Source organism: Pseudomonas sp. BJP69 (assembly GCF_007633355.1).
Classification (GTDB): Bacteria; Pseudomonadota; Gammaproteobacteria; order Pseudomonadales; family Pseudomonadaceae; genus Aquipseudomonas; species Aquipseudomonas juntendi.
In genome coordinates, this window is the sequence record NZ_CP041933.1 from 4,241,633 (window position 1) to 4,258,066 (window position 16,434).

18 protein-coding genes and 1 pseudogene are annotated in these 16,434 nt (G+C 65.1%); 4 read left to right on the plus strand and 15 right to left on the minus strand.

The genetic code is table 11. The annotated features are described in order from the left end of the window. Positions 1 to 5: 5 nt before the first annotated feature. The 7 genes from trbJ to FPB55_RS19865 are packed head-to-tail and all read right to left on the minus strand — an operon-like array spanning position 6 to position 7,356. The gene (trbJ, locus tag FPB55_RS19835) at positions 6 to 731 is read right to left on the minus strand and encodes a P-type conjugative transfer protein TrbJ (protein WP_008786756.1); all 726 of its coding nucleotides are present in this window, start codon (positions 729 to 731) and stop codon (positions 6 to 8) included. After that, entirely contained in the window at positions 728 to 3,181 is a 2,454-nt protein-coding gene (gene trbE / locus FPB55_RS19840) for a conjugal transfer protein TrbE (RefSeq protein WP_144189141.1), read from the minus strand. The genes trbJ and trbE overlap by 4 nt, the downstream gene beginning before the upstream one ends. A 12-nt stretch (positions 3,182 to 3,193) precedes the next feature. Continuing rightward, a complete protein-coding gene (locus FPB55_RS19845) occupies positions 3,194 to 3,466 on the minus strand; it encodes a VirB3 family type IV secretion system protein (protein ID WP_008786754.1) in 273 nt (90 codons plus the stop codon). After that, positions 3,463 to 3,846: a TrbC/VirB2 family protein gene (locus FPB55_RS19850; RefSeq protein WP_008786753.1), complete on the minus strand. Its 384-nt coding sequence runs from the start codon at positions 3,844 to 3,846 to the stop codon at positions 3,463 to 3,465. Before FPB55_RS19850 ends, FPB55_RS19845 begins: the two co-directional genes overlap by 4 nt. Continuing rightward, positions 3,843 to 4,895, minus strand: coding sequence for a P-type conjugative transfer ATPase TrbB (gene trbB, locus FPB55_RS19855; RefSeq protein ID WP_019396556.1), 1,053 nt, complete (start codon positions 4,893 to 4,895; stop codon positions 3,843 to 3,845). The genes FPB55_RS19850 and trbB overlap by 4 nt, the downstream gene beginning before the upstream one ends. Then, positions 4,892 to 5,356: a CopG family transcriptional regulator gene (locus FPB55_RS19860; protein WP_008786751.1), complete on the minus strand. Its 465-nt coding sequence runs from the start codon at positions 5,354 to 5,356 to the stop codon at positions 4,892 to 4,894. The genes trbB and FPB55_RS19860 overlap by 4 nt, the downstream gene beginning before the upstream one ends. Then, positions 5,353 to 7,356, minus strand: a complete 2,004-nt coding sequence (locus FPB55_RS19865) for a conjugal transfer protein TraG (RefSeq protein WP_019396555.1) — start codon at positions 7,354 to 7,356, stop codon at positions 5,353 to 5,355. The genes FPB55_RS19860 and FPB55_RS19865 overlap by 4 nt, the downstream gene beginning before the upstream one ends. Here FPB55_RS19865 and FPB55_RS19870 point away from each other — a divergent pair. Continuing rightward, entirely contained in the window at positions 7,351 to 7,602 is a 252-nt protein-coding gene (locus tag FPB55_RS19870) for a hypothetical protein (protein WP_124014400.1), read from the plus strand. The two genes, FPB55_RS19865 and FPB55_RS19870, sit on opposite strands and share 6 nt — an antisense overlap. Here the strand turns inward: FPB55_RS19870 and FPB55_RS19875 are convergent. The 3 genes and pseudogenes from FPB55_RS19875 to FPB55_RS19885 form a co-directional block, all read right to left on the minus strand. Beyond that, on the minus strand, positions 7,592 to 7,870 hold the full coding sequence (locus FPB55_RS19875; RefSeq protein ID WP_008786748.1) for an EexN family lipoprotein: 279 nt from the start codon (positions 7,868 to 7,870) through the stop codon (positions 7,592 to 7,594). The two genes, FPB55_RS19870 and FPB55_RS19875, sit on opposite strands and share 11 nt — an antisense overlap. Further along, on the minus strand, positions 7,867 to 8,811 hold the full coding sequence (locus tag FPB55_RS19880; RefSeq protein ID WP_008786747.1) for a LysR substrate-binding domain-containing protein: 945 nt from the start codon (positions 8,809 to 8,811) through the stop codon (positions 7,867 to 7,869). The genes FPB55_RS19875 and FPB55_RS19880 overlap by 4 nt, the downstream gene beginning before the upstream one ends. 286 nt (positions 8,812 to 9,097) lie before the next feature. After that, positions 9,098 to 9,256: pseudogene (locus FPB55_RS19885) on the minus strand (4-hydroxyphenylpyruvate dioxygenase); the annotation flags it as partial. Here FPB55_RS19885 and FPB55_RS19890 point away from each other — a divergent pair. Both FPB55_RS19890 and FPB55_RS19895 read left to right on the plus strand, forming a co-directional pair. Then, complete coding sequence (locus FPB55_RS19890; protein WP_008786746.1) at positions 9,213 to 9,587, plus strand: Lrp/AsnC ligand binding domain-containing protein; 375 nt, start codon at positions 9,213 to 9,215, stop codon at positions 9,585 to 9,587. The pseudogene FPB55_RS19885 and the gene FPB55_RS19890 overlap by 44 nt on opposite strands. A gap of 57 nt (positions 9,588 to 9,644) precedes the next feature. Continuing rightward, positions 9,645 to 9,839, plus strand: coding sequence for a heavy-metal-associated domain-containing protein (locus tag FPB55_RS19895; protein ID WP_003821167.1), 195 nt, complete (start codon positions 9,645 to 9,647; stop codon positions 9,837 to 9,839). 74 nt (positions 9,840 to 9,913) lie between these two features. On the opposite strand, the gene FPB55_RS19900 is transcribed toward FPB55_RS19895, so the two are convergent. The 4 genes from FPB55_RS19900 to FPB55_RS19915 all read right to left on the minus strand — a co-directional run bounded on the left by FPB55_RS19900 (position 9,914) and on the right by FPB55_RS19915 (position 14,235). Further along, positions 9,914 to 10,672 (minus strand): glutaredoxin, encoded by a 759-nt coding sequence (locus FPB55_RS19900; RefSeq protein WP_008786745.1) that lies wholly within the window; start codon positions 10,670 to 10,672, stop codon positions 9,914 to 9,916. Positions 10,673 to 10,889: 217 nt separating this feature from the next. Beyond that, a complete protein-coding gene (fdx, locus tag FPB55_RS19905) occupies positions 10,890 to 11,228 on the minus strand; it encodes an ISC system 2Fe-2S type ferredoxin (RefSeq protein ID WP_008786744.1) in 339 nt (112 codons plus the stop codon). Positions 11,229 to 11,244: 16 nt separating this feature from the next. Then, positions 11,245 to 11,724 (minus strand): Cu(I)-responsive transcriptional regulator, encoded by a 480-nt coding sequence (cueR, locus tag FPB55_RS19910; RefSeq protein WP_021162749.1) that lies wholly within the window; start codon positions 11,722 to 11,724, stop codon positions 11,245 to 11,247. Positions 11,725 to 11,739: 15 nt separating this feature from the next. Next, complete coding sequence (locus FPB55_RS19915) at positions 11,740 to 14,235, minus strand: heavy metal translocating P-type ATPase (RefSeq protein WP_144189672.1); 2,496 nt, start codon at positions 14,233 to 14,235, stop codon at positions 11,740 to 11,742. 235 nt (positions 14,236 to 14,470) lie between these two features. On the opposite strand from FPB55_RS19915, the gene FPB55_RS19920 reads away from it, so the two are divergent. Continuing rightward, entirely contained in the window at positions 14,471 to 14,827 is a 357-nt protein-coding gene (locus FPB55_RS19920; protein WP_003821162.1) for a metalloregulator ArsR/SmtB family transcription factor, read from the plus strand. A 109-nt stretch (positions 14,828 to 14,936) separates the two neighbouring features. Here FPB55_RS19920 and lpdA read toward each other — a convergent pair whose 3' ends face one another. Beyond that, positions 14,937 to 16,364, minus strand: a complete 1,428-nt coding sequence (gene lpdA, locus FPB55_RS19925; RefSeq protein ID WP_003821161.1) for a dihydrolipoyl dehydrogenase — start codon at positions 16,362 to 16,364, stop codon at positions 14,937 to 14,939. Between the last annotated feature and the right edge of the window lie 70 nt (positions 16,365 to 16,434).

Here is a 16,434-nt window from a genome sequence, read left to right on the forward strand (position 1 = left end):
TCCTGTCAGTCGCGGTAGAAGTTGACGGACTGCGGCGTGTACGGCGTGCCTTCCCCGAGGAAGCGCCGCCGCACTTCGCGGGCGCGCTCGGTGGCCGCCGCCTGCCGCGCCAGTTCCAGCGAGGCGGCCCGGTCTTGCGTGATCTGGAGCCGCTGCGACTGGATCGACTGCTTGGCCTGCAAGGCGAGCAACTGGTTCATGGCCTGCATCGCCTGCAACGCGCCTTGCGCCGACTGGCTCTTGCCGACCAGATCGGCCAGCACGCTTTCGTCTTCGCCCAGGTTCTGCGACACCTGCGCCTGCATCTGCATGGTGGTCTGCAAGCCGCCCAGCGTGTTCTTCCACCGCTCCTGGGCGTCGCGGTACATCTGGTCGCCGCTGACGGTGGCGGCGTACTGCTCCGGGTACAGGCGGGCAAACTCCCGATCCAGATTCGTCACGTCGTAGGCCAAGCCTCGGGCCTGGGCGATCAGCCGCTCGGTCGTCGCCAGGTTGGCGCGCAACTGGCCGACCACGCTGGATGGAAGGCTGGCGAGGTTGCGCGCCTGGTTCATCAGCATTTGCGCTTCGTTCTGGAGCTGGCGAATCTGGTTGTTGATCTGCTCCAGCGTGCGGATCGCGGTCATCGTGTTCTGCACGAGGTTGGTGGGGTCGATCACGACCCATTGCGCATGGGCAGTGGCGGTGCAAAGCATGGCCGCGATGGCAGCGGCGACAAGGCGCTTCTTCATGGCAGGATCTCCTGTGGTTGGTCAGCGAGGGAATCCGGCGCGAGGCCGGGGAACGAGGGCAGCAGGTCAGCCGCCCAATCGAGGCCGCGATGGCGCAGCCAGGCACCCGCGAAGCCGGGCGTGCCGGCGTCCAGCAGCACGCGGTCTATGTCGCGCTGGTCTTGCGGCGTGGAAGCGCCCGCGAAGGCCAGCGTCGCCGCCCCCAGGTCGAGGTCGAACAGGCGGTTGCCGAGGCGGGATTGGTAGTAGTAGTCGCGCTTGGGTTGCGCGGTGGCGACGATCTCGATCTGGCGCGAGTTCAACCCGAAGCCCTCGTAGATCGTGCGAATCTGCGGCTCGGTCGCCTGCGGGTTCGGCAGGAAGATGCGGCTTGCGCAGCTCTCGATGATTGCGGGCGCGATGCTCGAATCCTTAATGTCCGCGAGCGACTGCGTGGCGAAGATCACCGACACGTTCTTCTTGCGCAGCGTCTTGAGCCACTGGCGGATGCGCGCGGCAAACACTGGGTCATCCAGGAACAGCCACGCTTCATCGAGGATCAGCAGCGTGGGAGCGCCATCAAAGCGTTCGTCAAAGCGCGCAAAGAGGTAATGCAGCACGGCCATGACGGCGGCCTTGCTGTGCATCAGCTCCTCCATCTCGAAACCCTGCACGTCCGCCATGCCCAGCCGGTCGTGGTCGGCATCCAGCAGCTTGCCGTGCGCGCCGCCCAGCACATAGGGCGCGAGCGCCTGGCGCAGCGCGTTCGATTGCAGCAGCACCGACAGGCCGGTCATCGTGCGCTGCTCGACGGGCGCACCGGCCAAGCTGCCCAGCGCCGACCAGATGGCGGCTTTCTCGTCCGGGCCGACTGCTACGCCTTCATGCAGCAAACGGCCTTCGATCCATTCGGCGGCCCAGGTGCGGTAGCCTTCGCGGTCAATGCGGGCGAGCGGCTGGAAGGCGATTTCGCCGTCCGTGCCCAAGTCGTAGTGCTCGCCGCCAAGCCCGAGGATCGTGGCGCGCATCGAACGCCCCATATCGAACGCGAAGATGCGCGAGCCGAGGTAGCGGCGGAACTGCATCGCCAGCGTGGCGAGCAGCACTGACTTGCCCATGCCCGTCGGGCCGGCCACCAGCATGTGGCCCACGTCGCCATCGTGCGTGACCAAGCGAAACGGTGTGGCGCCATCGGTGCGCGTCACGATGAGAGGCGGGCCGTCCAGATGCGCGTTGCGCTCGGGGCCGGCCCACACGGCCGACACCGGCATCATGTGCGCCAGGTTCAGCGTCGAGACGATCGGCTGGCGCACGTTGGCATAGGCGTTGCCGGGGAGCGAGGACAGCCACGCATCCACGGCATTGAGCGTTTCGGAGATGGTCACGAAGCCCCGGCCCTGGATGACGCGCTCCACCATGCGCAGCTTCTCGTCGGCTGCGGCCGGGTCGGCATCGAGCACCGTCACCGTGGCGGTGAGGTAGCCGAAGGCGACTTGATCACTGCCCAGCTCCTGCAACGCGGCATCGGCATCGGTCGCCTTGTTCGAGGCATCCGTGTCCACCAGCGGCGACTCCTGTTGGAAGATCGTTTCGCGCAGCAGCGCGATGACGTTCTTGCGCTTGGCGAACCACTGGCGGCGCAGGCGGGCGAGGTCTTTTTCCGTCTCGGATTTGTCCATGCAGAGGAAGCGCGTACTCCAGCGATACGCAAATCCGAGGCGGTTGAGGTCGTCCAGAATCCCCGGCCAAGTGGAAGTCGGGAAGCCCCGCACCGACACCACGCGCAGGTGCTGATCGCCCAGCATGGGTGCCAGTCCACCGACCAGCGCGCAGTCGGTCAGCAGCGCGTCGATATGGAACGGCACTTCGGGCACCGCCAGCGAATAGCGCCGCGTCGAGATGGTGGCGTGCAGGTAGGTCAGCGTCTGGCTGTCATCGAGCCAGGCGATTTCCGGCATCACGCCATCGAGCAGGTCGAAGACGCGATCGGTCTCCGCCACGAAGGCATCGAGCCGGCCGCGCCAATCCACGCCTTCGGTGGGCCGGTTCTCGTACAGCATCCCCGCCGCTCGGGCGCGCGACTCCTCGGGCGGTAGGTACACCAGCGTCAGGTGATAGCCGCTCTCGAAGTGGTTGCCCGAGTCCTCAAAGGTGGCGCGGCGTTCCTCGTCCACCAGCCATGACAAGGCTTCTGGGAACTCCGAGTGCGGATAGTCGGCGGCAAGCCGGCGCTCGGCTTCGATGAACAGCGCCCAGCCCGATCCCAGCCGGCGCAGCGCATTGTTCAAGCGCGCCGACGTGGCGATCAGCTCGCCTTGCGTGGCACTGTCGAGGTCAGGCCCGCGAAACCGGGCCGTGCGCTGGAAACTGCCGTCCTTGTTCAAGACGACACCCGGCGCGACGAGCCCGGCCCACGGCAGCCAATCGGCGAGCAAGGCCGGGCGCTGGCGGTATTCGGCGAGGTTCAGCATGGCGGCGTCCCCTCACACGTCCAGCAGCGGGCGGTGCTTGATGTGCCGGGCGAACACGGCCATGAACTGCGGATCGACGCGCGCACCCCATACCGCCAGCGAATGGCCGACGATCCAGAGCACCACGCCAGGAATCCACAGTTGCAGGCCCAGCCCGACGGCGGCGGCCAGCGTGCCGTTGGCAATCGCCACGGTGCGCGGTGCGCCGCCCAGCAAGATCGGCTCGGTGAGCGAGCGATGCAAAGGCACCTCGAACCCGGCCGCGAAGCTATCCGGGCCGCTCATACGACAGCCCCGCCCGAGAACGAAAAGAACGACAGGAAGAAGCTCGAAGCCGCGAACGCGATGGACAGGCCGAACACGATCTGGATCAGCTTGCGAAAGCCGCCCGACGTGTCGCCGAAGGCGAGCGCGAGGCCCGTGGCAATGATGATGATGACCGCGACGATGCGCGCCACCGGCCCCTGAATCGACTCCAAGATCGACTGCAACGGGCCTTCCCAGGGCATCGAGGAACCAGCGGCCTGCGCGGTGCCGGCCAGGAACAGCAGCAGCGCGGCCAGCAGCAGCCCTCGCCCCGCAGGGCGGGCCAGGCAGCGCAGCCGTGCAAGGCGCAAAGCCGGATTTACGGAAACACGGAAAGCAGGAATGGTCATCTGCGTCATAGCAGTTCTCCAGGTTGGTCAGGGGACGAGGAAGTCGCCGCAGCGGGTGCGGCATCAGGGATCGGCGGCAGCTCGGGAAACGGCGTTTCCAGCGCGTCCACCAGTTGGTAGCCCACGCCGTCGAAGCCGACGATGCGGGCGATGTTCTCGATGCGGCGCTTGCGTCCGCGCCCGGCGATCTGGATCACCACGTTGACCGCCTCGGCGATCAGCGCACGCGGCGGATTCACCGCCACTTCGAGAATCAGTTGCTCCAGGCGCAGCAACGCGCCCAGCGCGGAGCCGGCGTGGATCGTGGCGACGCCGCCGGGGTGGCCGGTGCCCCACACCTTGATGAGATCCAGCGCCTCGGCACCGCGTACCTCGCCGACGACGACGCGATCAGGTCGCAGGCGCATGGACGAGCGCACCAGCTCGGTCATGGACACCACGCCGGAGCGCGTGCGCAGCGGAACGTGGTCGCGGGCCGCGCATTGCAGCTCCACCGTGTCTTCGAGCACCAGCACGCGGTCGCCCGTGGCAGCTATCTCGGCCAGCAGCGCGTTCGCCAAGGTCGTCTTGCCGCTGCTGGTGGCCCCCGCGATCAGGACGTTCTGGCGCTCGCGCACGGCGCGCACCAAAAAGCCCGCCTGGGCGGCGGTCATCATTCCGTCCACGACGTACCGCTCCAGCGGGATCACGCCGATGGCGCGCTTGCGCAGCGCGAAGGCCGGCCCCGGCGCGGCTGGCGGCAGGATGCCCTCGAAGCGTTCACCGGTTTCGGGCAGTTCGGCGGACAGCAGCGGCTGGCCGCGATGCACCTCCGCGCCGACGTGGGCCGCGACCAGGCGGATGATTCGCTCGCCATCGGCTTCGGGCAGCTCCACGCCCATAGGCGCGCGGCCCGACGACAGGCGATCCACCCAAAGGGTGCGGTCAGGGTTGAGCATGATTTCCACCACGTCGGGGTCTTCGAGCGCGGTGGCGATCAGCGGCCCCATTGCCGTGCGCAGCATCTGGATGCGCCGGTCGAGCGACGTGGCACTCATGGATTGGGAAACGGCGCTCATGACGCACGCTCCTGCGCATCGGCGGCTGCCGCCGCGTCCTCCATCCGCACCGAATCGGGATGCAATTCCTCCACCACGTCGCGCACCAGGCTGCGCCCACGCATCAGGTGGCGGCCAAGCTGCTCGGTGAACTGCTCGAAACGCGCCTTGCCCAAGGCGCGGGCCGCCTCTTGGTGCGCCTCGGGAACCGGCGTGCTGACGGTCAGGTAGTAGCGGATGAACAGCGCCAGCGTCTCGATGGCGATGCTCTGGTCGCGCTCCATTCGCTCGGCCTGGCGCGAGAGGCGATCAAGGCGCTTGGCGATGGCCGCCTCGCGCTGGTCGGCCGCGTCCGGCGACAGCCAGGACGCCAAGGCAGCGGCGACGATGCTGGACTTGGACACGCCTTTCTTGGCGGCCAGTTCATCGAGCCGCTGGGCGTGCTCGGGCTGGATAAAGAGGTTCAGGCGATAGTGGCTCATAGCTCGATTCCGTCGTTGGGGTCGAGGGACGCCAGCCGGGCCGTGCGCTGCATGGCCGGATCAAGCTGGCGAGGAAGGGGAAGCGGCAGGTCGTCGTCGTCATCGAGCAGGCCGAGGTCGGCCGCGGGCGCGGCCAGCTCGGGGTCGTAGGCGACGGCCTCAGTTAGCTCGGGCTGACGGCGCGGGCCGCCGTCGTCGGCCGACGCCCGGAAGCCTTCGGCGGCATCGGCCGCAGGCGCGGCAGGCACGGCAGGAATCGCCAGGCCACTCCAGTCGTCGGGGCGCAGTGGCGGCGCGTCGGCGTACCGGCCGTCCGCCAGCTCGGGCGGCGGCAGCACGCGCTGCTTGAAATTGGCGTCGGCGTAGTAGCGCAGCTTCCGGGCCTTGATCGGCGCCATGCTGGACACCATCACTACGGCATCGTCCGGCGGAAGCTGCATCACCTCGCCCGGCGTCAGCAGCGGGCGGGCCGTCTCCTGGCGCGACACCATGAGGTGGCCCAGCCACGGCGCGAGCCGGTGGCCCGCGTAGTTGCGTTGCGCGCGCAGCTCGGTCGCAGTGCCCAGCGTCTCGGAAATGCGCTTGGCGGTGCGTTCGTCGTTGGTGGCGAACGTCACCCTGACGTGGCAGTTGTCGAGAATGGAATGGTTCTGTCCATACGCCTTGTCGATCTGGTTGAGTGACTGCGCGATGAGGAAGCTGCGGATGCCGTAGCCCGCCATGAAGGCCAAGGCTGTCTCGAAGAAGTCGAGCCGCCCCAGGGCCGGGAACTCGTCGAGCATCAGCAGCAGCTTGTGGCGGCGTTCGATGCCGTCGCTGCCGTCCAGCGATTCGGTGAGGCGTCGCCCGATCTGGTTGAGGATCAGGCGGATGAGCGGTTTGGTGCGCGATATGTCCGAAGGCGGCACCACCAGGTACAGCGACACCGGATGCTCGGCCGCGATCAGGTCGGCGATGCGCCAGTCACAGCGCGAGGTGACTTCGGCCACCGTGGGATCGCGGTACAGGCCGAGGAACGACATGGCGGTGCTTAACACGCCGGAACGCTCGTTGTCCGACTTGTTGAGCACTTCACGCGCCGCCGACGCGACTACCGGATGCGGCCCCTCGCCCAAGTGGGGCGTGGTCATCATTCGATGCAAGGTCAGCTCGAACGGGCTGGCCGGGTCGCTGAGGAAGTTGGCGACGCCGCGCAGCGTCTTGTCTTCGCCCGCGTAGAGCACATGCAGGATCGCGCCGACCAGCAGCGCGTGGCTGGTCTTTTCCCAATGGTTGCGCTTCTCCAGCGCGCCTTCGGGATCGACCAGAATGTCCGCGATGTTCTGCACGTCGCGCACTTCATGCGCGCCGCGCCGCACCTCCAGCAGCGGGTTGTAGGCCGCCGACTTCGCATCCGTGGGGTTGAACAGCAGGCAATGCGAGAAGCGCGAGCGCCAGCCTGCGGTGATCTGCCAGTTCTCGCCCTTGATGTCGTGGATGACGGCGGACGCGGGCCAAGAAAGCAGCGTCGGCACCACCAGGCCGACGCCCTTGCCCGAGCGCGTGGGTGCGAACGTCAGGACATGCTCTGGCCCCTCATGGCGCAGGTACTGGCGGTCGTGCTGGCCGAGGAACACGCCCTCTGGCTGCGTGAGGCCCGCCTTGCGAATGTCATGCGCGTTCGCCCAGCGGGCCGATCCGTAGGTCGTGACAAGGCGTGCCTGCCGCGAGCGCCAGACCGACATGGCAATGGCGACGGCCACGGCGACCATGCCACTGCTGCCAGCGATGGCTCCGCCGGTGTCGAAGATTTCCGGGGTATAGGCGCCGTAAGAAAACCACCACTCAAACAGCTTCCACGGGTGATAGATCGGCGTGCCAAGAAGATCGAACCAGGGCGAGCCAAGGCGTACTTGATAGCCAAGGGCTGCTGCTGTCCATTGTGTGGCACCCCACACTCCGGCGATCACGATGCCGAATACCACGGCGATCTGACCGAACAGCACGTTCGTCCCTTGCATGACCTGGCCTCCGATTTCTCCTGCGCCGATTCCTCATGGAAAAAGCGGCACAAGGACGTGCCGGAGGCGTCAGGATCGGTGCCGCGTCAGTGCCGGTCAAAGACCGTTTTAAGCAGAAAGATCGAGCAAAAAGAAAGAATTAGCGCGGTGGCGAGCCAACGAAAAACGTCGCAAGCGCAGGCGCGTTGCGGCGTGTCGGTCAGGAAATCCAATATTCGTGGCGAAGCGGCCACGATCAAAACTTAGGCGGCTCCTTCGGCGGTGTGTAGGGCGTTTCCCCGTCGCCATAGAACCGCTTGCGCGTGGCCTCGGCCACCCGGTTGCACAACACGTCGCCCAGCTTGGGGCGGTCGGTCTTGCACTGCTGGCGCAGTTCCTTGAGCCGTTCGGGGTTGGCCGCCAGCTCTTCCACTGTCGGGATGTTGGCTGCGGAACCGGCGGACTTCTGTGGCCCATCGGACTGGCCGCAGGCAGTCAACACGGCAACCAGCAAGAATGGGATGATCTTCTTCATGGCGTCAGTTCCTCCGGGTGATCGGGATTACGGCCTCGTATGGGCCTGGGGGTTTCCGGCTGTTCGATGGCCTGTGCGCGCTCAATAAACCGCGCCAACTCGTCGGACGGATCTCCGTCCAGCCGCAACAGATAGGTCGTGAGGGGCGACACGCGCGAAGCTAGCGGCCGGGCCACTACACCCGGCTCACGGCTGGCGGCAATGTGTGCACTGCCTGCTAGGCCGAGCGCAAAACCGGCCGAGACTAGGGCCATCATCAGGTCGGTGGACGAAACCCTCTCTGCAATCAGTGGCTCCACATCCGCACGGCGCAACACCCGTTCAACTTGCTTGGCATGGCCCTCACATGCCTGTGGATCGCACAGAACCAGTGGATAGCGAAGCAACTCATCCAAGGGGATGCGCTTGTGGGCCAGAAGCGGATGCCGAGCTGGCACGGCCACCATCAGCGCATCGCTCCATGCGGGCGTGGCGACGATACCGTCGCCCACTTCGTCGGATTGAGCAAACCCTACGTCATACAGATCGCTATGCAGCCCCTTGATCTGTTGCGATAGGGGCACCTCGAAGAACCGGATTTCGACCTCGGGTTCTTCCTGGCGGCAAAGTACGAGCAACGCAGAAAGGCGCGACGGCGTGATGCCGTCGGACAATGCCACGCGCAACTGGCCATGAAAACCGTTTGCTGCCGCTTTCACGCTATCGCGTGCCTGCTCCAAGGCGGAGAGCACGCGGCGCACGTGCTCCAGAAACAGCTCGCCCGCACGGGTCAGCCGAGTGCTGCGCGTGGTGCGGGCAAACAGCATCACGCCCAGTTCTTCTTCCAGTTCCTTGATGGCCCGTGACAGTGGAGACTGCTCGATGTGCAGCCGCTCGGCAGCGCGGGCGAAATGGAGTTCCTCAGCAACCGCAATGAAGCAGCGCAAGTGACGAAGTTCCATAGTCTTGTCCTTCCATGATCCATGTTGATTCGGGGGACGAGATGCACGCCTGCTGTAGCACCAGTCGAGCTGAGGCCAAATATTGAATAAACAATTATACATGTGTTCATATATTAGTCAAAGAAGCCTGCACCGTGCCGTGGTGATGTTCGATTGTGAGGAGATGAATGGTGCAAGCTGCACGAGGGCCAATGGGCATCGTGGAGGCCGCTTGCCAAAATAGTGCGAGCCCCACCGGGGCTCGCGAGATGCGGAAGGTGCTATGCCTTCAGGGGGAAAGCCCGAATCAGGCTGGGTTGATTTCCAGCGCGCCGCGGTTGATCTGGTCGCGCTCCATCGACTCGAACAAGGCACCGAAGTTACCTTCGCCGAAGCCCTCGCGGTAGTTGCCCTTGCGCTCGATGAACTCGAAGAACACCGGGCCGAGCAGCGGCTCGGAGAAGATCGGCCTCACGCTCACGGCCTACCTGAACGTGCGTCTCGAAAAGCACTCCGACTCGCACAAGCGCAATCCCATGGACGTGTTCCGCGCGTCGGTCCAGAAATGGCCGGAGGTCGTGGAATGCCATGCGCTGACCGGCGACATGGACTATCTGCTGCGGGTGGTCGTCAGGAACATGGCTCACTACTCTCGCTTCGTGCTCGACACGCTGCTCAAGCACCCCAGCGTGCAGGACTGCAAGACAAGCTTCGTGCTGGATCGGGTAAAGAGCACCACGGCCTTGCCCTATGAGCATTCGGCCGATTGGTGTAGCGGGGATGCAAATAGCGCTTGACCTTCCAACCGTGGCAAGGACCAGACTTCAAACACCCCAACCCGAAAGGAGTTTTCCATGCAATTCCATCTCGAAGACATGACCTGCGGCGGCTGCGCCCGCACCGTTACGAAAACGATCCAAACGATCGACCCCAACGCCAAGATCGTCACGGACCCGCCGACCCGCCGTGTCGAGGTCCAGACCTCGGCCTCGCAAGAGCAGATCGCCGCGGCCCTGAGCGAAGCTGGCTTCCCGCCGCGCGCGCAGTAACACCGCGTCGTGGCCGGCCTGCACACAGGACGGCCGATGCGAGCACGTGCGCTGCGCCGTACCTGGCGCGGCGCTCAGTGCATCCCAAGGTAGGCGACCTTGGCCCACATCCACAGGGCCATCGCCACCATCATCAGGTTCTCGGTCAGGGACACGAAGCCCAGCGGCACGTTGCTGTCCCCGCCCACACAGGCGCACTTGAGTTCCCGGCGATCGACATAGACCGCCTTGAAAACCGACACGGCCCCGACGGTCCCGATGAACAGCGCCAACGGAATCGACACCCACATCCCCACGCCCGCGACCATCAGGACGCCTGCGATGGCCTCCGCGAACGGGTAGAAATAGGCATACCGAACCCAGCGCTTGGCCAGCAGGTCGTAGTTGAGGAACATCGTCGCGAAGCCGTCCACGTCCTTGAGCTTCTGCAGCGCCAGGAGACACATGGCAAAGGCCACGAACCACTCTGCCGCCTGAATGCTCCAGAGCTGGCCGAAGGCCGCCCAGCTCGCCGCCAGCGCCATCGCGGCCGCCATGGCGAACAGCGCGATCACAGGGGTGTAGGTCACGGCGTTCTTGTCCTTCACGGACATGCCGAAGAATTTGCGCAGGTCGTCGTAGCCGCCCACGCGCCGCCCGTTTATGAAGACCTGGGGCGTGGTCTCGACGCCATGCTCCTTCTTGAACGCATCCGTCTGCTCGCGGCTCGCCAAGTGTTTGTCCTCGACCTCGTAGCCCTTGCGGTTGAGCAGATCGAGCGACTTCAGCCCGTAGGGGCAGGTATGGCCGGGCATGACCATCCGGTAGAGCGTGGCTTGTTTGGGCGCAGACATGCTGGACTTCTCCTGTGGGACTTTTCATGGGCCGGCCGCAGCGCCGACTATCACGGATTGAAGGACTTTGACGACATTTCCAGCCTAACCGGCGGTGGTGCAAGGGGGTGTAGGCATCTGGCTCCCGGGGCGGTCGTCAGGCTGCAACGCCGTCAGTCCTCCGTCTGCCAGAGCAACCCCGCCGCAGGCCGGCGCGCCCGCGGCGGCACGCTGGGTCCTAGTGGTTCTCCTTGGCATGGTTGATCGTGTACTTCGGGATCTCGACGGTCAGGTCCTCGTTCGCCACGATGGCCTGGCAGCTCAGGCGCGATTGCGCCTCTAGCCCCCAGGCCCGGTCAAGCAGGTCGTCCTCGCACTCCTCGACCTCGTTGAGGGAATCGAATCCCTTGCGCACGATGCAGTGGCAGGTCGTGCAGGCACAGCTCATGTCGCAGGCATGTTCGATCTCGATGCCGTTGTCTAGCAGCGCCTCGCAGATCGAGGTGCCGACCGGCACGTTCAGCTCGGCGCCCTCGGGCGCCAGTTCAGGATGGGGCAAGACGGTGATCTTGGGCATGGTCTCTCCCGGCTGCTCAGTGCGCACGCGGCTTCTTTGCCGCTGCGTTGCCACTTGCACGCCGTGGCACGGCGCCGGTGCGCGCTTCGGGCTCGTCGTCGCTGGTATCGAGTTGCTCCAGCGTGTGCAGGATCGGGCAGTCGGGCCATTCGTCGCCGGCGCAGCACCGGATCAGCGCCTTGAGCGTCTCGGCCATCTCCAACATGCTCGCGATGCGCCGGTCCAGCTCGGAGATGTGCTGCTGCGCCAGGCGCTTGACGTCGGCACTCCGGCGCGACTTGTCGTTCCACAGTCCCAGCAGGTCCGTGATCTCGGCCACCGAGAAGCCGAGGTCGCGCGCACGCCGGATGAAGTGCAGCCGGTGTACGTCGTCCTGGCTATAGGCGCGGTAGCCCGAATCGTTCCGGTCGGCCGGGGGAATCAAGCCGATCTGCTCGTAGTAGCGGATCATCTTGGCCGAGACCTTCGAGGCCTTGGATGCTTCACCGATGTTCATGGTGTTCCTCCTTTCTCAATGAGCGGTATCCGCCGCCAGCGGCGGCTGGAAGCGGCGCAGGCGCAGCGCGTTTCCGAGCACGAACACGCTGGACAGCGCCATCGCGCCAGCCGCGAAGATCGGCGACAACAGCACACCGTATGCGGGGTACAGGACGCCAGCGGCCACCGGGATCAGGGCCGTGTTGTAGCCAAACGCCCAGAACAGGTTCTGGCGGATGTTGCCGATGGTCGCCTTGGACAGCGCGATGGCGTTGGGCACGCCCTGCAGGTTGCCCGACATCAGCACTACGTCGGCCGACTCCACCGCCACGTCGGTGCCGGTGCCGATGGCCAGGCCCACGTCGGCCTCGGCCAGCGCCGGGGCGTCGTTGATGCCGTCGCCCACGTAGGCGATCTGGCCGTGGCTGGCTTTCAGCCGGCGCACGGCTTCGACCTTGCCCTCGGGCAGCACTTCGGCCACCACCTCGTCGATGCCCAGTTGCTTGGCGATGGCCTGCGCGGTACGCGCGTTGTCGCCGGTGATCATCGCCACCTTCAGGCCGAGCTGGTGCAGCGCGGCAATGGCCGCGGGCGTGCTGGACTTGATCGGATCGGCCACCGCGATGATGGCGGCCAGTCGGCCGTCGATCGAGGCGTACAGCGGCGACTTGCCCTCGTTGCCTAGGCGCTCGGCCGTGCGAGCGAAGCCGCTCACGTCCAACCCCAGCTCACGCATGAAGCGATCGGCACCGACCTCGACACGCGCGCCGTCCACGGTGGCGCGCACGCCCATGCCCGTGACCGAATCGAAGTCTGTCATCGTCGGCAGCGCGATGCCACCTTCCACGGCCGACTCGACGATGGCGCGTGCGATCGGATGCTCCGAGCGCGATTCGACAGAGGCGACCTTCGCCAGCACCTGGTTGCGGTCAAAGCCGTCGGCAATCTCCAGGTCGGTCAGGACCGGGCGGCCCTCGGTCAGCGTGCCGGTCTTGTCCACGGCCACCACCTTGGCGTCCTTGAGCAGTTGCAGGGCTTCACCCTTGCGGAACAGTACGCCCATCTCGGCGCCCCGGCCCGTGCCGACCATGATGGAGGTCGGCGTCGCCAGACCCATGGCGCACGGGCAGGCAATGATCAGCACCGCCACGGCATTGACCAGCGCGAAGGACAGCGCGGGCGACGGGCCGAACACCAGCCAGACCAGGAAGGTCAGCACGGCGGCCAGCATGACGGCGGGCACGAACCACAGTGTCACCTTGTCCACCACGGCCTGGATCGGCAGCTTGGAACCTTGCGCCTGCTCGACCATGCGGATGATCTGCGCCAGCATGGTCTGACCGCCCACGGCGGTGGCACGCAGCGTCAGCGCACCCTTCTGGTTGACGGTGCCGCCGACCACGGTGCTGCCTTCCGCCTTTTCGACGGGAATCGGCTCGCCGGTGATCATCGACTCGTCCACGAAGCTGCGGCCCTCGGTCACTTCACCATCGACCGGCACGCGCTCGCCGGGGCGCACTTCCACGATGTCGCCCTGCGCCACGTCGTTGATCGGGATGTCCACGATGCGGCCGTCGCGCAGCACGTGCGCCTCCTTGGCCTGCAGGCCGACCAGGCGCTTGATGGCCTCGGAGGTGCGGCCCTTGGCCCGTGCCTCAAGAAAGCGGCCCAGCAGGATCAGCGCCACGATGACGGCGGCCGCCTCGTAGTACACGTTCACCGTGCCGGCCGGCAGCAGACTGGGCGCGAATGTGGCGACCATCGAATAGCCGAAGGCTGCGGCCGTGCCGACCGCGACCAGCGAGTTCATGTCGGGACCCAGGCGGAACAGCGCCGGGAAGCCCTTCTCGTAGAAGCGCCAGCCCGGAATGGCGAGCACCAGCAGGGTCAGCACGAACTGCAGATACCAACTCTGCTGGATGCCGATGGTGGAAGCCACCCACTCATGCATGCCGGGAATCATGTGCGAGCCCATTTCGAGCACGAACACAGGCAGCGCCAGCACGGCGGCCAGGGTCAGGTCGCGCTTGAGTTCGGCGCGCTCGGCGTCCTTCTTCTCGGCGGCTTCCTCGTCGGCCTGCGCGCCGGTATCCACCGGGTTGGCCTCGTAGCCGACCTTCTCGATGGCCGCGATCAGGTCCGCCACGGCGGCCACGCCGCGCACGGTGGCACGCTCGGTCGCCAGATTGACCACAGCCTCAGTGACGCCCGGCACCGCCTTGAGCGCCTTCTCGACGCGGCCCACGCACGAAGCGCAGGTCATGCCTCCGATCGCCAGCTCGATGGTGCCCTGAGGCACGTCGTACCCTACCTTCTCGATCGCCTGGATCAGCGCCATGCGATCGACAGCACGGTTCAGGCGAATGTCCGCTCGCTCGGTGGCGAGATTGACAGACACGCTTGCCACGCCCTCGACCTTGGCAAGGGCGGCCTCGACTCGGCCGACGCAGCTTGCGCAGGTCATGCCCTCGATGGGCAGGCTGATTGCCGCTGCTTGGCCGCCAGCACTACTCGTTGTTGCCATGCTCATGGTGTGCTTCCCATAGTTGAAATTCGACATGGAGGGAGCTTAGGGTTTACCATCGTGGGAAGGTCAAGCGCTTTTTCGGATGCTGTCAGGTTTCAGAAATGACCCGGTGCACGGGGAGCGGAGGCCTTGCCTGCCAGGCTCGCACTGGTTCTTTGCTGCGCGCGCCTAAGCGGCTGCTGCCTTGTTAATTCTGAAGGGCGAAAACAGCCATTCGAGGTTAGGAAATATTTTAAAAATGAATACAAGTAAGCCATTCAGTACCCCACCGAAGGATCCCAGCGCCAATTTGGAATCGCTGTCACAGAATGACGTGACCATCTTGGCTGAGACATTCCGCCTCCTGGGTGACCCGTCCCGGCTGAGAATCATGCTGTGCTGCATGAAGGGCTCATCCTCGGTCGGGGATATCGCTGAAACCCTCGAACTCTCGCAGTCGCTGGTGAGCCACCACCTGCGGCTGCTGCGCGGTGCTCGCCTGGTCAAGGGCGTGCGCCAGGCCAAACAGATCTTCTATGAGGTGGCGGACAAGCACGTGAACCAGGTGCTGCTGGATATGGCCACCCACATCGCGGAAGACCACAACGACGAGTAACTGTTGGGCATAGCATGCCGTTGCAGCGTGGCCTACGTTCCATGGCGATATGCGCCCCACCGCCCGCAGCTGCGTTCGGTGAGGCGGTTTGGATGCCGCTTCCGATCAATCAGAAGTTGAGCGCGCGCTTGTCCACTGCCAGCGAGGCCTCTTTGAACGTCTCGGAGAGGGTCGGATGGGCAAAGCAGATGCGGGCGATGTCTTCGCTGCTGGCCTTGAACGCCATGGCGATCACGGCCTCGGCCACCAGTTCGCTGGCCTGCGGGCCGACTACATGCACGCCGAGTATCTCGTCCGTGGCAGAATCGGCGATCACCTTGACGAGGCCCGTCGTGTCGCCCAGTGCACGCGCGCGGCCATTGGCCATGAACGGGAAGGAACCGATTCGATAGGCGGTGCCCTGCTCTTTGAGCTGCTGCTCGGTGCGGCCTACCCAGGCAATCTCCGGGCTGGTGTAGATGACGTTGGGGATCGTGTTGAAATCGACGTGACCGTGCTGGCCGGCAATGCGCTCGGCCACTGCGACACCTTCCTCTTCCGCCTTGTGCGCCAACATCGGGCCACGCACCACGTCACCGATGGCCCAGATGCCGGGCACACTGGTGCGGCATGCATCGTCCACCACCACGGCGCCGCGCTCATCCAGTTGGAGTCCCACGGCGGCCGGATTCAGGCCTTCGGTGTTGGGCACACGGCCGATAGCCACGATCACTTTGTCTGCCTGCAAGGACTGCGTCTGGCCCTGGCTGTCGGTGTAGTGAATAGTCACGCCGGCCTCGGTTGCATTGACTTCGCGAACCTTCGCACCTAGTTCGATCTTCAGGGCTTGCTTGTCGAACGCCTTCTTCGCCTCCTTGGCGATGGCTTGGTCGACGATTGGCAGGAAGCTGGGCAAGCCTTCGAGGATCGTGACATCCGCCCCCAGGCGGCGCCAAACGGAGCCCAGCTCCAGGCCGATCACGCCGGCACCGATGACGGTCAACCGATTGGGCACGGCCGCGATGTTCAGCGCGCCGTCGTTGGAGAGCACGACCCGCTCATCGAACGGTAGGTTGGGGAGCGGCCGCACGTTGGAGCCTGTGGCAACGATGATCTGCTTGCCCACCAAGGTAACAGCCTCATCGGCGGCGACGCTCACCTCGAAGCCACCATCGACAGTCCTGGTGAAAGACGCCAGGCCGTTGAAGAACTGGACCTTGTTTTTGCGGAACAGATAAAGGATGCCTTCGTTGCTGGACTTCACCACCTGATTCTTACGTTCCAGCATCGTGGTCACATCCATGCGCAGATCACCCGTGGAGATGCCGTGCGTGCCAAAGTGGTGCTTGGCTTGTTCAAAGTTCTCTGACGACTGCAGTAGCGCTTTCGAAGGGATACAACCGATGTTGTTGCAGGTACCGCCAGGTGCTGGCTTTCCGTCCTTGTTCTTCCAGGCATCTACACAAGCGACCTTCATGCCTAATTGGGCAGCGCGAATGGCCGCGATGTATCCGCCAGGGCCGGCACCGATAACAATGACGTCGAAATGCATGTCCATGATTTACATCTCCAAAGTTTTTGAGGAAATAGTGAGCGCCTATGTCGCGCCTTTTGTCAGGTGGTCGCCA

Excerpts from the sequence above, each read along its gene's own strand:
- lpdA (WP_003821161.1), bottom strand. The coding sequence starts at position 16,364 with ATGGACATGCATTTCGACGTCATTGTTATCGGTGCCGGCCCTGGCGGA.
- FPB55_RS19875 (WP_008786748.1), bottom strand. The coding sequence starts at position 7,870 with ATGAAGAAGATCATCCCATTCTTGCTGGTTGCCGTGTTGACTGCCTGC.
- FPB55_RS19900 (WP_008786745.1), bottom strand. The coding sequence starts at position 10,672 with ATGTCTGCGCCCAAACAAGCCACGCTCTACCGGATGGTCATGCCCGGC.
- FPB55_RS19845 (WP_008786754.1), bottom strand. The coding sequence starts at position 3,466 with ATGAGCGGCCCGGATAGCTTCGCGGCCGGGTTCGAGGTGCCTTTGCAT.
- trbE (WP_144189141.1), bottom strand. The coding sequence starts at position 3,181 with ATGCTGAACCTCGCCGAATACCGCCAGCGCCCGGCCTTGCTCGCCGAT.
- FPB55_RS19865 (WP_019396555.1), bottom strand. The coding sequence starts at position 7,356 with ATGCAAGGGACGAACGTGCTGTTCGGTCAGATCGCCGTGGTATTCGGC.
- trbB (WP_019396556.1), bottom strand. The coding sequence starts at position 4,895 with ATGAGCGCCGTTTCCCAATCCATGAGTGCCACGTCGCTCGACCGGCGC.
- fdx (WP_008786744.1), bottom strand. The coding sequence starts at position 11,228 with ATGCCCAAGATCACCGTCTTGCCCCATCCTGAACTGGCGCCCGAGGGC.
- FPB55_RS19895 (WP_003821167.1), top strand. The coding sequence starts at position 9,645 with ATGCAATTCCATCTCGAAGACATGACCTGCGGCGGCTGCGCCCGCACC.
- FPB55_RS19920 (WP_003821162.1), top strand. The coding sequence starts at position 14,471 with ATGAATACAAGTAAGCCATTCAGTACCCCACCGAAGGATCCCAGCGCC.
- FPB55_RS19880 (WP_008786747.1), bottom strand. The coding sequence starts at position 8,811 with ATGGAACTTCGTCACTTGCGCTGCTTCATTGCGGTTGCTGAGGAACTC.
- FPB55_RS19860 (WP_008786751.1), bottom strand. The coding sequence starts at position 5,356 with ATGAGCCACTATCGCCTGAACCTCTTTATCCAGCCCGAGCACGCCCAG.
- FPB55_RS19850 (WP_008786753.1), bottom strand. The coding sequence starts at position 3,846 with ATGACGCAGATGACCATTCCTGCTTTCCGTGTTTCCGTAAATCCGGCT.
- FPB55_RS19890 (WP_008786746.1), top strand. The coding sequence starts at position 9,213 with ATGAACTCGAAGAACACCGGGCCGAGCAGCGGCTCGGAGAAGATCGGC.
- trbJ (WP_008786756.1), bottom strand. The coding sequence starts at position 731 with ATGAAGAAGCGCCTTGTCGCCGCTGCCATCGCGGCCATGCTTTGCACC.
- cueR (WP_021162749.1), bottom strand. The coding sequence starts at position 11,724 with ATGAACATCGGTGAAGCATCCAAGGCCTCGAAGGTCTCGGCCAAGATG.
- FPB55_RS19915 (WP_144189672.1), bottom strand. The coding sequence starts at position 14,235 with ATGAGCATGGCAACAACGAGTAGTGCTGGCGGCCAAGCAGCGGCAATC.